Origin of the sequence: Klebsiella sp. HC6, from assembly GCF_022605325.1 — a bacterium.
Classification (GTDB): domain Bacteria; phylum Pseudomonadota; class Gammaproteobacteria; order Enterobacterales; family Enterobacteriaceae; genus Klebsiella; species Klebsiella terrigena.
The window spans coordinates 497,457-511,466 of sequence record NZ_CP093276.1; the positions used below are offsets into that span (position 1 = coordinate 497,457).

Below are 14,010 nucleotides of genomic sequence, written 5' to 3' on the forward strand. Positions count from 1 at the left end.
TAAATGTTATGAGATTGGTGTTGTTTTGCCGAACAGGCTGGGTGTATTGTAACCACTAGTCGGTCCGGTACTACGCTTTGCTGGATGGCCAGTCTCAGGGATGAAAATGCGAAGCGGATGCATCGCTGCGCACCAGAACGCATTCTTCAACCATACTTATTGTAATTGTTCATCTTGTGAATTAAGGTCCAGGCGACGGAGTAACGAAAGACTATATTAACCATAATAAGGAGTTTAGGATGAAAGTTGCAGTCCTCGGCGCCGCTGGTGGAATCGGCCAGGCGCTTGCCCTACTACTTAAGACCCAACTGCCTTCAGGTTCAGAACTCTCGTTGTACGACATTGCCCCGGTAACCCCGGGCGTGGCGGTTGATCTTAGCCATATCCCTACCGATGTAAAAATCAAAGGTTTCTCCGGTGAAGACGCAACCCCGGCGCTCGAAGGCGCTGATGTGGTGTTGATTTCCGCTGGCGTTGCGCGCAAGCCAGGAATGGATCGCTCCGATTTATTTAACGTTAACGCCGGTATCGTGAAAAATCTGGTTCAGCAGATTGCCAAAACCAGCCCGCAGGCCTGCATCGGTATTATTACCAACCCGGTGAACACGACGGTGGCCATTGCGGCAGAAGTGCTGAAAAAAGCCGGCGTTTACGATAAGAACAAGCTGTTTGGCGTCACCACGCTGGACATTATCCGCTCTAATACCTTTGTTGCTGAGCTGAAAGGTAAATCCTCATCTGATGTCGAAGTGCCGGTGATTGGCGGCCACTCTGGCGTCACTATCCTGCCGTTACTGTCACAGATTGCTGGCGTAAGCTTCAGCGAACAAGAGGTGGCAGACCTGACGAAACGTATTCAAAACGCCGGCACCGAAGTCGTTGAGGCCAAAGCCGGTGGCGGATCGGCAACCCTCTCTATGGGTCAGGCGGCAGCGCGTTTCGGCCTCTCGCTGGTCCGCGCGATGCAGGGCGAGAAGGGCGTGGTGGAATGCGCCTATGTTGAAGGCGATGGCCAGTACGCGCGCTTCTTCTCACAGCCGCTGCTGTTGGGCAAAAATGGTGTAGAAGAGCGCCGCTCGATTGGCACGCTCAGCGCGTTTGAACAACAGGCGCTGGAAGGCATGCTCGATACGCTGAAGAAAGATATCGCTCTGGGCGAAGATTTCGTTAATAAATAAGATTGAGATATGAATAAAAAACCGGAGCAAACCCTGCTCCGGTTTTTTTATGGCAGCTAGTTGGTTGCCGGATATTCCTGCACGGCGATATGCAGCGTGATTTTCTTATCTTCGCGCATGATCACCACCGGAATTTCTGAACCCGGACGGATCTCAGCAACCTGATCCATAGTTTCGAGGGCGGAAACCGCGGGCTTGTCATTTACCGAGATGATCACGTCGTTAGCGCGGATCCCGGCCTGAGCCGCAGGACCGTCCGGCGCAACGTCGTTAACCACGATCCCCTGCAGCTGATCGATCCCGCCGCCCTGCGCGTGTAACGGCGCGATCTCACGGCCGCTAATGCCGATGTAGCCGCGGATCACGCGGCCGTCGCGGATCAGCTTATCCATGATCTTCGTTGCCAGCTGGAAGGGGATCGCAAAACCGATCCCTTCCGGCGTTTCGCCATCGTTGCTTTTATCAAATGACAGCGTGTTAATGCCCATCAGTTCGCCCAGCGAATTGACCAGCGCGCCGCCGGAGTTACCGTGGTTGATAGAGGCATCGGTTTGCAGGAAGTTTTGTCGACCCGTCGGGTTAAGGCCGATACGACCGGTGGCGCTGATAATCCCCTGGGTAATGGTTTGCCCGAGGTTATAAGGGTTACCAATCGCCAGAACCACATCGCCAATATGCGGCACGCGTTTCGGATTAATCGGGATAACCGGCAGACCGCCGTTGGCGTTGATTTTTAATACCGCCAGATCGGTGAGGGTATCCGAACCGACCAGCAGGGCTTCAAAGACGCGGCCGTCCTGCAGCGCGATGATGATCTGGTCAGCGTCGTTAATGACGTGCTTATTGGTCAGAATATACCCGCGCTGATCCATGATGACACCGGAACCAAGAGTCAGCTGATTGTGGCTGGTGCCGTTGAGGGCGCGGTTATAGACGTTAACCACCGCAGGCGCAGCACGGCGAACGGCAGGATTATAGCTGGCGGGCGATTCGTCCGCGCTATCGTACTGGGTCGTCGTCGACAGATGCCATTGACGCAGCGAGGGCATTGCGGCCAGCAGCAGTCCCCCGACGATCAAACCAATGAGTACTGAACGTAAAAGCTTTCCAGGCATGATGCAGGTATCGTTAATGAATGGACAGGCGCAGCATAACACGACTTACCGGCGTCGTCTTTCACGTTACCGGCGCGCAGGCTGCGTCCCGTCGCCCGATATTCCGGACATCGCGGCGATCGCCATGTCCGGATCTGAGCATTAGCGCAGCAGGAGATAAATGCTTTCGTTACCGCGCATCACGTTAAGTGCGATGACCGCCGGCTTACTCTCCAGCACCTTGCGCAGCTCGGCGATAGAGCTAATGCGCTCGCGGTTAAGGCCGATGATAATATCGTCTTTATGCAGGCCGACCTGTGCCGCAGGGCTGGCCTTATCGACGCTATCAACTACCACGCCTTTGGTGCCGTCCTTCATCTGGCCATCGCTCAACGATGCGCCCTGCAGGGCGGGTATAATCAGCTCGGCGCTGGCGCTGGAAGAGGTGCTCTTATCCAGGGTGACCTCAACATTCACCGGCTTACCGTCGCGCAGAAGCCCCAGCTTCACTTTGGTTCCCGGCTCGGTGGTGGCGATACGCGACCGCAGCTCGGCAAAGCTGTTGAGCGGCTTGTCGTTCATGCTGACAATCACGTCCCCGGATTTAATCCCCGCCTTCGCTGAACCGGAGTTCGGCAGCACTTCGCTGACGAAAGCGCCGCGCTGAACGTCGATGTTCATCGCCTTAGCGATATCGGCGCTCATTTCAGTACCTTTAATTCCCAGCAGGCCGCGTTTGATTTCGCCAAACTGAATCAGCTGCTGAGCGAGGGTTTTCGCCATGTTGCTGGGAATGGCGAAGCCGATGCCGACGCTGCCGCCGCCCGGTGCCAGAATCGCCGTATTGATACCAATAAGTTCGCCATTCAGGTTCAGCAGCGCGCCGCCGGAGTTACCGCGGTTAATAGAGGCATCGGTCTGAATGAAGTTCTCCAGCCCTTCCAGGTTCAGGCCGCTGCGGCCGAGGGCGGAGATGATGCCCGAGGTGGCGGTCTGCCCGAGGCCGAAGGGGTTACCGACGGCGACGGCGAAATCACCCACGCGCAGCTTATCGGAATCGGCGATGGCGATTTGCGTCAGATGGGTTGGTTTTAGCAGCTGCAGCAGGGCGATATCGCTTTGATCGTCGCTGCCGACCAGCTTCGCGTCAAACTCGCGGCCATCGTTGAGCTGGACGCTTATCTTTTGCGCCTGGCTGATGACGTGATTATTGGTCAGCACATAGCCTTTTTCGGCGTCGATGATAACGCCTGAGCCGAGCCCCTCAAAAGGCTGTGCCTGCTCCTGCGGCGCATTGTCGCCAAAGTATTTTTTCAGCTCTTCCGGCATGTTTTGCGCAGGAGAGGCGGTGCCTTCAACCTGGACGCTAACCACCGCAGGCAGCACTTTTTCCAGCATCGGCGCCAGGCTCGGCACTGCCCCCTGGCCCGGTACCTGCGTGGGTATCGACGCCGTAGCCGTAGGTACAACGGACAACGATAACCCGATGCTTAACGCTAACGCACTCAACAGCAAAGTCTGTTTCTTCATTAGATGCTGGCTCTCGTAACCTGAGGTGTGTGGAAAATCGTCCCGAATGGCCTGATGTTATTGAATTTTCGACCAGGTAACAACGTGGTCAATGTTTTAAATTGTAGCTGGGATGTAGGGGGGAAGACGGGCGCAAAGAGTGCGCCCGGAAAATATTTTTACGCTAACCACAGGATTAGTCGCGTTTTGCACCACCGCGCAGCAGGCCGGATGCGCCTTCAGAATAGTCGCGCGGCATCTGCACCGGCGCCTGATCGTTACCGGCTTCTGATTCCGCCAGGCGGTTGCGGAACGGATTGGCCTCCGCCATGGTATCCGGCAGCAGGCTGCTGGAGCTTTTTGCCATATGCTGGTACAGCTGGCGATAGTCATCGGCCATGTTATCCAGCAGTTCAGCGCTGCGCGCAAAATGGCTGACCAGCTCTTCACGATACTCTTCAAGCTCTGTTTTATTCTTTTCGAGTTCGAACTGCAGCGCCTGCTGTTGACGTAATTTGCGGTTGCCAAAACGCATGGCGACGGCACCGATGATGATACCGACAACTAGCCCAATTAGCGCATATTCCCAGGTCATGTACATCTCCCGTTGTTTTGTGGTTCCGTAGGGTGGCTATGAGGCTCTCCGCCTGCGCCCGATAGTGCCACTATAACCGCTAATTCCACAGAAGTGGAATCCTGGCGTATCATCGCGTAGTGTAGAACGGCCTTTTTTTCGACAATCGTGAGCTTTGACGTTACGATTTTCAAGGAATAACAATTAGATCATGCAAATCCTGTCCCCAACATCGCGTTACCTTTTAGCTCTTAAAGAGGGCTCTCATCAGCCCGACGACGTCCAGCAAGAAGCGGTAAGCCGCCTTGATACTATCTATCATGAACTGCAGGCAAAACCCGCGCCGACGCCGCAAAGCGGCGGCCTGCGGGCGAAATTCGGCAAACTGCTGGGCAAGCGTGAGCCAGCGCCTGAAACGGGCTCCGCCCGCGGCCTGTACATGTGGGGTGGCGTGGGGCGCGGTAAAACCTGGCTGATGGACCTCTTTTATCAGAGCCTGCCCGGCGAGCGTAAGCAGCGCCTGCACTTTCACCGCTTTATGCTGCGCGTCCATGAGGAGCTAATTGCCCTGCAGGGGCACAGCGACCCGCTGGAGATCCTTGCCGACCGCTTCAAGGCGGAAACCGATGTGCTGTGCTTTGATGAGTTTTTTGTTTCAGACATTACCGATGCCATGCTGCTGGGTGGGTTAATGAAGGCGCTGTTTGCGCGCGGCATCACGCTGGTAGCGACCTCTAATATTCCCCCGGACGATCTGTACCGTAACGGCCTGCAACGCGCCCGCTTCCTGCCGGCTATCGAGGCGATCAAGCAGCATTGCGATATCATGAACGTCGATGCGGGCATTGATTACCGTTTACGCACGCTCACTCAGGCCCACCTCTGGCTATCGCCGCTCAACGAGCAGACCCGGCAGCAGATGGATAAGCTGTGGCTGGCGCTGGCCGGCGCGAGGCGCGAGCAGACGCCGACGCTGGAGATCAACCACCGTCCTCTGCCCACGCTCGGCGTGGAGAACCAGACCCTGGCGGCGTCGTTCACGACGCTGTGCGTCGATGCGAGGAGCCAGCATGACTATATTGCGCTGTCTCGCCTGTTCCATACCGTTATGCTATTTGATGTTCCGGTTATGACGACGCAGCTGGAGAGCGAGGCGCGGCGCTTCATTGCGCTGGTTGATGAATTCTACGAGCGCCACGTTAAGCTGGCGGTCAGCGCGGCGGTGCCGCTGCACGAAATTTACCAGGGCGAACGCCTGAAGTTCGAGTTCCAGCGCTGCCTGTCTCGCCTGCAGGAGATGCAGAGCGAGGAGTATTTAAAGCGTCCTCATATGCCGTAACGCGTCTTTCTCCCTCTCCCGGCGGGAGAGGGCTGACGCAGATGCGCGAAGGCCCGCTCCGCTGGCGAAAAAACCCAATCCAAATCACATAAAGGGGTCGATCTTTACTCGTGACTTCTCTATAATCTTGCGACCCCACGTTACGAGAAGGTTTTTTTCCCAAAACTTTCTATGTGCCGGCATAGGCTATTCGAAGGGGTAGGTTTGCTGGACAATGTCGTGTGAACCTCAACTGACTAAACGTTTGGGTGTTCACCAACGTGTAACTTATTATTTGGGTAAGCTTTTAATGAAAACTTTTACAGCTAAACCAGAAACCGTAAAACGCGACTGGTATGTTGTTGACGCGACCGGTAAAACTCTGGGCCGTCTGGCTTCCGAACTGGCTCTGCGCCTGCGCGGCAAGCATAAAGCGGAATACACTCCGCACGTTGATACTGGTGATTACATCATCGTTCTGAACGCAGAAAAAGTTGCTGTAACCGGCAACAAGCGCGAAGACAAAATGTATTACCACCACACCGGCCACATCGGTGGTATCAAAGAAGCGACCTTTGAAGAGATGATTGCTCGCCGTCCTGAGCGTGTGATTGAAATCGCGGTTAAAGGCATGCTGCCAAAAGGCCCGCTGGGTCGTGCTATGTACCGTAAACTGAAAGTTTACGCTGGTAACGAGCACAACCACGCGGCACAGCAACCGCAAGTTCTTGACATCTAATCGGGATTATAGGCAATGGCTGAAAATCAATACTACGGCACTGGTCGCCGCAAAAGTTCCGCAGCTCGCGTTTTCATCAAACCGGGCAACGGCAAAATCGTTATCAACCAACGTTCTCTGGAACAGTACTTCGGTCGTGAAACTGCCCGCATGGTAGTTCGTCAGCCGCTGGAACTGGTCGACATGGTTGAGAAACTGGATCTGTACATCACCGTTAAAGGTGGTGGTATCTCTGGTCAGGCTGGTGCGATCCGTCACGGTATCACCCGCGCTCTGATGGAGTATGATGAGTCCCTGCGTGGCGAACTGCGTAAAGCTGGTTTCGTTACTCGTGATGCTCGTCAGGTTGAACGTAAGAAAGTCGGTCTGCGTAAAGCACGTCGTCGTCCTCAGTTCTCCAAACGTTAATTGTTTTCTGCTCACGCAGAACAATTTGCGAAAAAACCCGCTTCGGCGGGTTTTTTTATGGATAAAACGGTCGTTTTTCATGGCGAAGTCACCCATTCTTACCACTTTTTCAGCATTTCCAGAATCCCCTCACCACAACGTCGTCAAGATCTGGTAAACTATCATCCAATTTTCTGCCCAAATGCTGGTGATTGTTCGTTTTTTGTTTCTTTCATAAACGAGAATCTCTTCCCGCGAATGGGGTTTTTACATCTGGCTAGCCATGCGTGGCTGGTAGCAGTACAAAATTCTGAATATACCTGGAGGTTTTCATGGCTGTCGCTGCCAACAAACGTTCGGTAATGACGCTGTTTTCTGGTCCTACTGACATCTATAGCCACCAAGTCCGCATCGTGCTGGCAGAAAAAGGTGTTAGTTTTGAGATAGAACACGTGGAGAAGGATAACCCACCTCAGGATCTGATTGACCTCAACCCAAATCAAAGCGTACCGACGCTGGTGGATCGTGAGCTCACTCTGTGGGAATCCCGCATCATTATGGAATATCTGGATGAGCGTTTCCCACATCCGCCGTTAATGCCGGTTTATCCGGTGGCGCGTGGTGAAAGCCGTCTGTACATGCAACGTATCGAAAAAGACTGGTATTCGCTGATGAATACCATTCAGACCGGCACCGCCGCACAGGCTGATAACGCGCGTAAGCAGCTGCGTGAAGAGCTGCAGGCGATTGCGCCAGTCTTCACCCAGAAGCCTTATTTCCTGAGCGACGAGTTCAGCCTGGTAGACTGCTACCTTGCACCGCTGCTGTGGCGTTTACCGGTACTCGGCGTCGAAGTGATTGGTGCGGGTGCGAAGGAGCTCAAGGGCTATATGACTCGCGTATTTGAACGTGACTCCTTCCTGGCTTCCTTAACTGAACCCGAGCGTGAAATGCGACTCGGTCGAGGCTAACCGATGGATGTATCGCAGCTAACGCCGCGTCGCCCGTACCTGCTACGGGCGTTCTATGAGTGGCTGCTGGATAACCAGCTGACTCCGCATCTGGTCGTCGATGTCACTTTGCCGGACGTTATGGTTCCGATGGAGTATGCGCGCGACGGACAAATCGTTCTCAACATTGCTCCGCGTGCCGTCGGGAATCTGGAGCTGGCTAACGATGAAGTGCGCTTCAACGCCCGCTTTGGCGGCGTTCCGCGCAATGTCTCCGTACCGCTGGCTGCCGTACTGGCTATCTACGCGCGTGAAAACGGCGCAGGGACCATGTTCGAGCCGGAAACGGCTTACGATGAGGACGCCATCAGCCTGAATGATGACGAAGCATCGTTAAGCAACGAGAACGAAACGGTAATGTCAGTGATTGACGGCGATAAGCCGGATAATCACGAGGATGACCCTGATGATACGCCGCCGCCTCGCGGTGGGCGACCGGCGCTACGCGTCGTGAAGTAATCCTCCAGGCAGGGCCATCAGGCCCTGCTTTTTTTATATCATCCTGCGCCTGAATCCAGCGGTCTCACGCATCGTCAGCCGTCGTTATGCCCTGGCTGTCGTTAACTTCACCCGCCAGATGTTCCTATGATATGATGAATCTGCTGTCACATTTGTCACTCTTCGCTACCTATGGACACTATGAAAGCATCGGATACGCACGCTGAAAGTACTGCTGATAACGTCGGACGCTCGCTGCGTAGCCGGCCGCTGACGCGTAAAAAACTGTCCGAGATGGTCGAAGAAGAGCTGGAGCAAATGATTCGCCGGCGCGAGTTTGCCGAAGGCGAGCAGCTCCCCTCAGAGCGGGAGCTGATGACATTTTTCAACGTCGGCCGCCCGTCGGTACGTGAAGCGCTGGCGGCGCTAAAGCGTAAAGGTCTGGTGCAGATTAGCAACGGTGAACGAGCCCGCGTTTCGCGACCTTCTGCCGATACCATCATCGGAGAGCTCTCCGGTATGGCGAAAGATTTCCTCTCCCATCCCGGCGGAATCGCGCATTTCGAGCAGCTGCGTCTGTTTTTTGAATCCAGCCTGGTTCGCTACGCGGCTGAGCATGCCAGCGATGAACAGCTTGAAAAGCTGGTGCAGGCTCTTGAGATCAACAGCCAGTCGCTGGATGACAATACGCTGTTTATCCGTTCAGACGTTGAGTTCCACCGCGTGCTGGCGGAAATTCCCGGCAATCCGATTTTTATGGCCATTCACGTTGCGCTCCTGGACTGGCTCATCGCCGCGCGCCCTAAGGTCCCTGAAGGGGAACTTTATGAGCATAATAATTTAAGCTATCAACAGCATATCGATATCGTTGCCGCCATTCGGCGCCGCGATCCGGATGAAGCCGATCGCGCTCTGCAAACCCACCTCAACAGCGTCTCCGCCACCTGGCACGCCTTCGGCAAGAAAAAGAAGTCGCGTAAATCCGTCTAAGGATCCTCAGGATCGTTTAGTGAAGCAGATCGCATAATAAGCGTTTGGTATGAGGCTGCTGCTTATTCGTTCTGGTATAACAGGTATAAAGGTACATAGTTAATCACAACAAATAACGCGACGAGGTCTCTATGGCGGTGAATTTACGTGGGGTAATGGCGGCGCTGCTGACGCCGTTTGACGGGCAGCAAAAGCTGGATCAAGACAGCCTGCGGCGGCTGGTGCGTTTTAATCTCAATCAGGGGATCGACGGGCTCTACGTCGGCGGTTCTACCGGCGAGGCGTTCGTGCAGACCAGCGCTGAGCGCCAGCAGGTGCTGGAAATTGTGGCTGAAGAAGCGCAGGGGAAGATAACGCTGATTGCCCACGTCGGCTGCGTCAGCACTCTGGAAAGCCAGCAGCTTGCGCAGGCTGCCGAAGGTTACGGCTACGACGCGGTGTCCGCGGTGACGCCGTTCTACTATCCGTTCAGCTTTGAAGAACACTGCGCTCACTATCAGGCGATTATTGATTCTGCTAATGGCCTGCCGATGGTGGTCTATAACATCCCGGTGCTCAGCGGCGTGAAGCTGACGCTCGATCAGATAGGCACCCTGGTGATGCTCCCGGGCGTGGGCGCGCTGAAGCAGACTTCCGGCGATCTTTACCAGATGGAGCAAATCCGCCGGTCGCATCCGGATTTGGTACTGTACAACGGCTTTGACGAAATCTTTGCCTCCGGGCTGGTGGCCGGCGCAGACGGCGGGATCGGCAGCACCTACAACATTATGGGCTGGCGCTATAAGGGGATCGTTAAAGCGCTTCAGACCGGCGATATCGCACAGGCGCAGAGGCTGCAGGCTGAATGTAATAAGGTCATCGACCTGCTGATCAAAACCGGCGTATTCCGCGGGCTTAAAACCGTTCTTCACTATATGGACGTCGTTGCTGAACCGCTGTGCCGTAGGCCATTCGCGCCGGTCGATGAAAAATTCCTGCCGGAGCTTAAGGCGCTGGCGCAGCAGCTGCAGCAAGAGAGGCAGCATCTGGGTTGAGGATAGCCTCCGCGCTGTGAGAGTGGAGCAACGCCCGGAGAGCGGCAGCAGCGCTTCCGCCCGGGCGATAACATTGATATGCCAGATGGGTGATAGCGGCATCTGGCATGAGAAACCAAGCGTGGGTCTGACCCATCGCGGGAGAGTAAAATGAGCACAACGACCCAGAACATCCCGTGGTATCGCCATCTCAACCGGGCGCAGTGGCGGGCTTTCTCCGCCGCCTGGCTGGGGTATTTGCTTGATGGTTTTGATTTTGTATTAATAGCCCTGGTGTTGACGGAAATCCAGGGAGACTTTGGCCTGACCACCGTTGAGGCGGCGAGTCTTATCTCTGCGGCCTTCATCTCGCGCTGGTTTGGCGGGCTGATGCTCGGGGCGATGGGCGATCGCTATGGACGGCGGCTGGCGATGGTCAGCAGCATTATTCTTTTTTCGGTGGGCACCCTGGCCTGCGGCTTTGCGTCGGGCTACACCACCCTGTTTATCGCCCGGCTGGTGATCGGCATGGGGATGGCGGGGGAGTATGGTTCCAGCGCTACCTACGTTATTGAAAGCTGGCCTAAAAAGCTGCGCAATAAGGCCAGCGGATTTTTGATCTCCGGCTTCTCCGTGGGGGCCGTCGTTGCTGCACAGGTCTATAGCCTGGTGGTTCCCGTTTGGGGATGGCGAGCGCTATTTTTCATCGGTATCGTACCGATTGTTTTTGCGCTGTGGCTGCGAAAAAACATCCCGGAAGCGGAAGACTGGCAGCAGAAGCATGCCGGAAAAACGCCGGTGCTCACGATGGTCGATATTCTGTACTGCGGAAAACACCGGGTGATAAATATTTTCCTGACCCTCGCTGCGGCAACGGCGCTGTGGTTCTGCTTCGCGGGTGAGCTGCAAAATGCCGGAATAGTGGTGCTCCTGGGGCTGCTGTGCGCGGCTATATTTATCAGCTTTATGGTGCAAAGTAGCGGCAACCGCTGGCCGACCGGCGTAACGCTGATGGTCGTTGTGCTGTTTGCCTTCCTGTATTCATGGCCCATTCAGGCGCTTCTGCCAACCTATCTCAAGACGGATCTGGCGTACGATCATACTACCGTCGCACAGGTGCTGTTTTTTAGCGGCTTTGGCGCCGCGGTTGGCTGCTGCGTCGGCGGCTTTCTCGGCGACTGGCTGGGCACGCGAAAAGCCTATGTTTACAGCCTGCTTGCGTCACAGCTCCTCATTATTCCCGTCTTTGCTATCGGTGGCACAAACGTCTGGGTCCTTGGCCTGCTACTGTTTTTCCAGCAGATGCTGGGGCAGGGGATCTCCGGGATCCTGCCGAAGCTGATTGGCGGCTACTTCGATACCGACAAGCGTGCGGCCGGATTAGGTTTTACCTACAACGTGGGGGCGCTGGGCGGAGCGATTGCCCCGGTGCTTGGCGCCCTGATCGCGCAGCGAATGGATCTCGGCACGACCCTGGGATCGCTTTCCTTCGGCCTGACCTTCGTCGTGATCCTGCTGATTGGCCTGGATATGCCCTCCCGCGTTCAGCGCTGGATCCGTCCCGAAGCCTTGCGGACCCACGACGCGATTGACGGTCTGCCGTTCAGCGGCGCCGCGGCGTCGGGTGCGCGCAAACGTGGCCTAATGAAAATCCGCTAACCTGTGCCCGGCGGCATGCCGGGCGATTGTCTTTGCCAGGGAGTCATCATGTCTTTGCTTGAACTACTCGATACCCGCATCAGCGCCAACGGTGGATTAATTGTTTCCTGTCAGCCGGTTCCCGGCAGCCCGCTGGATACGCCGCCCATCGTTGCCGCTATGGCGCTCGCCGCTGAACGAGCCGGGGCGGTGGCGTTACGTATTGAAGGCGTGGAGAACCTCCGCGCGACCCGGGCTACGGTGACGATACCGATTATCGGCATCCTCAAACGCGACCTGACGGATTCGGCGGTGCGCATCACGCCGTTTCTCGAGGACGTGGACGCCCTGGCGCTGGCTGGGGCGGATATCATCGCCGTTGACGGCACCGACCGCCCGCGGCCGGTGCCGGTAGCGACGCTGCTGGCGAGGATCCATCAGCGTAATAAGCTGGCGATGACAGACTGCTCATCTCCTGAAGATGGCCTCTCCTGCCGGCGGCTGGGGGCGGAGATTATTGGTACCACGCTGTCGGGCTACACCGACGGGGAAACGCCGCAGGAGCCGGATCTCGCGCTGGTCCGCGCCCTGCACGCGGCGGGCTGTCGGGTGATTGCGGAAGGGCGCTACAACACGCCGGAGCAGGCAGGGGAGGCGATGCGTAGCGGCGCGTGGGCGGTTACCGTTGGCTCGGCGATTACCCGTCTGGAGCATATCTGTGAATGGTATAACGCGGCGCTGAAAAAGGCGGCACCATGAGCACGCTGGCGATAGATATCGGCGGGACGAAGCTGGCTGCGGGGCTGGTGGGCGATGAGCTTGCGCTGCTGGAGCGCCGTGAACTGCCCACTCCGGCCAGCCGAACGGCGGCGGCGCTAGCCGCTGCGTTAGAAGAGCTCGTTGCTCCGCTGGCCGCACGCGCAGAGCGTTTTGCCGTGGCCTCAACCGGTATCATCCGGCACGGCGCCTTAACCGCCATCAACCCGGCTAATCTTGGCGGCCTGGCGTATTTTCCTCTGGTTGAGTGTCTGTCCACGCTCACCGGGCTACCCGGCATCGCGCTCAACGATGCTCAGGCGGCGGCATGGGCGGAGTATCAGGCGCTGCCGGAGAAAGTGGGTGAGATGCTCTTCTTAACCGTGTCGACGGGGGTCGGCGGCGGAGTGGTTAGTCGCGGCAGGCTGCATACCGGAAGCGGCGGCCTGGCCGGGCATTGTGGCCATACGCTGGCGGATCCCAACGGCCCGCGCTGCGGCTGCGGGCGTACAGGCTGCGTGGAAGCGGTCGCCTCAGGGCGCGGTATTGCGGCAGCCGCAGAGGGCGAGCTGAGCGGGCTGGACGCGAAAGCTATCTTTAGCCGTGCGGCACAGGGGAACCCGCAGGCGGAGCGGCTTATCCGGCGCTCGGCACAAGCGCTGGCGCGGCTGATTGCCGACCTGAAAGCCGTTACCGACTGTCAGCTCGTGGTGGTTGGCGGCAGCGTAGGTCTTGCCGGCGGCTATCTGCTTCTGGTTAACGACTATCTGTTACAGGAACCCGCGGTCTATCATGTCCCGCTGCGGGAAGCTTACTACCGGCACGATGCGGGCCTGCTGGGCGCGGCATTATGGGGACAGGGAGATAACCAATGATTTTGGGCAATGTTCAGCAGCCATTCGCTGCCGGCCTTCCGCCGGCGCTGGCGCAGGCAATTCTTCTGGCGCAGGCTCACGACCTGCAAAGCATCGCGCCGGGGCGCTACGAGCTGCAGGGTGACAGCGTATTTATGAACGTGATGCGGTTCAGTAGCGGGGTGCCGGCAGAGAAAAAGGCGGAGCTGCATACGCGGTTTATTGATATCCAGATCCTGCTTGCGGGGGAAGAGCGGATATTTTTCGGCGTAGCGGGAGCCGCTCGCGAGTGCGAAGACGCGTACGATGAGGATGATTATCAGCTGTGTCGAAGCATTGACGGCGAACAGGTATTGACCCTGCAGGCCGGTATGTTTGCGGTATTCATGCCCGATGAACCGCATAAACTGGGCTGCATGGTGACGCAGGCCGCTGAGATTAAAAAGGTGGTGATCAAAGTTAGCGCCAGCCTGCTGGTGAAATAGAAAAAGCCCGATGGCGACAAACCATCG

At 56.7% G+C, this 14,010-nt stretch carries 15 protein-coding genes; 12 read left to right on the forward strand and 3 right to left on the reverse strand.

The features are described 5' to 3' along the window. Window positions 1-239: 239 nt before the first annotated feature. A complete protein-coding gene (gene mdh, locus MMW58_RS02385; RefSeq protein WP_041147447.1) occupies window positions 240-1,178 on the forward strand; it encodes a malate dehydrogenase in 939 nt (312 codons plus the stop codon). Window positions 1,179-1,234: 56 nt separating this feature from the next. On the opposite strand, the gene degS is transcribed toward mdh, so the two are convergent. The 3 genes from degS to zapG form a co-directional block, all read right to left on the reverse strand. Further along, on the reverse strand, window positions 1,235-2,293 hold the full coding sequence (degS, locus tag MMW58_RS02390) for an outer membrane-stress sensor serine endopeptidase DegS (protein WP_241722696.1): 1,059 nt from the start codon (window positions 2,291-2,293) through the stop codon (window positions 1,235-1,237). Between the two features lie 141 nt (window positions 2,294-2,434). Further along, window positions 2,435-3,802: a serine endoprotease DegQ gene (degQ, locus tag MMW58_RS02395; RefSeq protein WP_159237026.1), complete on the reverse strand. Its 1,368-nt coding sequence runs from the start codon at window positions 3,800-3,802 to the stop codon at window positions 2,435-2,437. A 175-nt stretch (window positions 3,803-3,977) separates the two neighbouring features. Then, window positions 3,978-4,376, reverse strand: coding sequence for a Z-ring associated protein ZapG (gene zapG, locus MMW58_RS02400; RefSeq protein ID WP_041147439.1), 399 nt, complete (start codon window positions 4,374-4,376; stop codon window positions 3,978-3,980). 190 nt (window positions 4,377-4,566) lie between these two features. Between zapG and zapE the strand changes: the two genes are divergently transcribed. From zapE to nanQ, 11 genes are all read left to right on the forward strand, one after another. Next, window positions 4,567-5,694, forward strand: a complete 1,128-nt coding sequence (gene zapE, locus MMW58_RS02405; RefSeq protein WP_241722697.1) for a cell division protein ZapE — start codon at window positions 4,567-4,569, stop codon at window positions 5,692-5,694. Between the two features lie 289 nt (window positions 5,695-5,983). Beyond that, complete coding sequence (gene rplM, locus MMW58_RS02410; RefSeq protein WP_004106200.1) at window positions 5,984-6,412, forward strand: 50S ribosomal protein L13; 429 nt, start codon at window positions 5,984-5,986, stop codon at window positions 6,410-6,412. Between the two features lie 15 nt (window positions 6,413-6,427). Next, the gene (rpsI, locus tag MMW58_RS02415; protein WP_000829815.1) at window positions 6,428-6,820 is read left to right on the forward strand and encodes a 30S ribosomal protein S9; all 393 of its coding nucleotides are present in this window, start codon (window positions 6,428-6,430) and stop codon (window positions 6,818-6,820) included. A gap of 311 nt (window positions 6,821-7,131) precedes the next feature. After that, window positions 7,132-7,770: a stringent starvation protein SspA gene (sspA, locus tag MMW58_RS02420; RefSeq protein WP_041147437.1), complete on the forward strand. Its 639-nt coding sequence runs from the start codon at window positions 7,132-7,134 to the stop codon at window positions 7,768-7,770. 3 nt (window positions 7,771-7,773) lie between these two features. Continuing rightward, window positions 7,774-8,268: a ClpXP protease specificity-enhancing factor gene (gene sspB, locus MMW58_RS02425; RefSeq protein WP_133600818.1), complete on the forward strand. Its 495-nt coding sequence runs from the start codon at window positions 7,774-7,776 to the stop codon at window positions 8,266-8,268. 171 nt (window positions 8,269-8,439) lie between these two features. Continuing rightward, window positions 8,440-9,237, forward strand: a complete 798-nt coding sequence (gene nanR, locus MMW58_RS02430; protein WP_159237028.1) for a transcriptional regulator NanR — start codon at window positions 8,440-8,442, stop codon at window positions 9,235-9,237. 131 nt (window positions 9,238-9,368) lie between these two features. Continuing rightward, a complete protein-coding gene (gene nanA, locus MMW58_RS02435) occupies window positions 9,369-10,271 on the forward strand; it encodes an N-acetylneuraminate lyase (protein ID WP_241722698.1) in 903 nt (300 codons plus the stop codon). A gap of 150 nt (window positions 10,272-10,421) precedes the next feature. Further along, a complete protein-coding gene (locus MMW58_RS02440) occupies window positions 10,422-11,909 on the forward strand; it encodes an MFS transporter (RefSeq protein WP_159237030.1) in 1,488 nt (495 codons plus the stop codon). 48 nt (window positions 11,910-11,957) lie between these two features. Beyond that, window positions 11,958-12,647, forward strand: coding sequence for an N-acetylmannosamine-6-phosphate 2-epimerase (locus tag MMW58_RS02445; protein ID WP_241722699.1), 690 nt, complete (start codon window positions 11,958-11,960; stop codon window positions 12,645-12,647). Beyond that, a complete protein-coding gene (gene nanK / locus MMW58_RS02450; protein WP_241722700.1) occupies window positions 12,644-13,519 on the forward strand; it encodes an N-acetylmannosamine kinase in 876 nt (291 codons plus the stop codon). The genes MMW58_RS02445 and nanK overlap by 4 nt, the downstream gene beginning before the upstream one ends. Then, window positions 13,516-13,983: an N-acetylneuraminate anomerase gene (nanQ, locus tag MMW58_RS02455; RefSeq protein WP_241722701.1), complete on the forward strand. Its 468-nt coding sequence runs from the start codon at window positions 13,516-13,518 to the stop codon at window positions 13,981-13,983. The genes nanK and nanQ overlap by 4 nt, the downstream gene beginning before the upstream one ends. The last annotated feature ends 27 nt before the right edge of the window (window positions 13,984-14,010 follow it).

Excerpts from the sequence above, each read along its gene's own strand:
- mdh (WP_041147447.1), top strand. The coding sequence starts at position 240 with ATGAAAGTTGCAGTCCTCGGCGCCGCTGGTGGAATCGGCCAGGCGCTT.
- degS (WP_241722696.1), bottom strand. The coding sequence starts at position 2,293 with ATGCCTGGAAAGCTTTTACGTTCAGTACTCATTGGTTTGATCGTCGGG.
- degQ (WP_159237026.1), bottom strand. The coding sequence starts at position 3,802 with ATGAAGAAACAGACTTTGCTGTTGAGTGCGTTAGCGTTAAGCATCGGG.
- zapG (WP_041147439.1), bottom strand. The coding sequence starts at position 4,376 with ATGACCTGGGAATATGCGCTAATTGGGCTAGTTGTCGGTATCATCATC.
- zapE (WP_241722697.1), top strand. The coding sequence starts at position 4,567 with ATGCAAATCCTGTCCCCAACATCGCGTTACCTTTTAGCTCTTAAAGAG.
- rplM (WP_004106200.1), top strand. The coding sequence starts at position 5,984 with ATGAAAACTTTTACAGCTAAACCAGAAACCGTAAAACGCGACTGGTAT.
- rpsI (WP_000829815.1), top strand. The coding sequence starts at position 6,428 with ATGGCTGAAAATCAATACTACGGCACTGGTCGCCGCAAAAGTTCCGCA.
- sspA (WP_041147437.1), top strand. The coding sequence starts at position 7,132 with ATGGCTGTCGCTGCCAACAAACGTTCGGTAATGACGCTGTTTTCTGGT.
- sspB (WP_133600818.1), top strand. The coding sequence starts at position 7,774 with ATGGATGTATCGCAGCTAACGCCGCGTCGCCCGTACCTGCTACGGGCG.
- nanR (WP_159237028.1), top strand. The coding sequence starts at position 8,440 with ATGGACACTATGAAAGCATCGGATACGCACGCTGAAAGTACTGCTGAT.
- nanA (WP_241722698.1), top strand. The coding sequence starts at position 9,369 with ATGGCGGTGAATTTACGTGGGGTAATGGCGGCGCTGCTGACGCCGTTT.
- MMW58_RS02440 (WP_159237030.1), top strand. The coding sequence starts at position 10,422 with ATGAGCACAACGACCCAGAACATCCCGTGGTATCGCCATCTCAACCGG.
- MMW58_RS02445 (WP_241722699.1), top strand. The coding sequence starts at position 11,958 with ATGTCTTTGCTTGAACTACTCGATACCCGCATCAGCGCCAACGGTGGA.
- nanK (WP_241722700.1), top strand. The coding sequence starts at position 12,644 with ATGAGCACGCTGGCGATAGATATCGGCGGGACGAAGCTGGCTGCGGGG.
- nanQ (WP_241722701.1), top strand. The coding sequence starts at position 13,516 with ATGATTTTGGGCAATGTTCAGCAGCCATTCGCTGCCGGCCTTCCGCCG.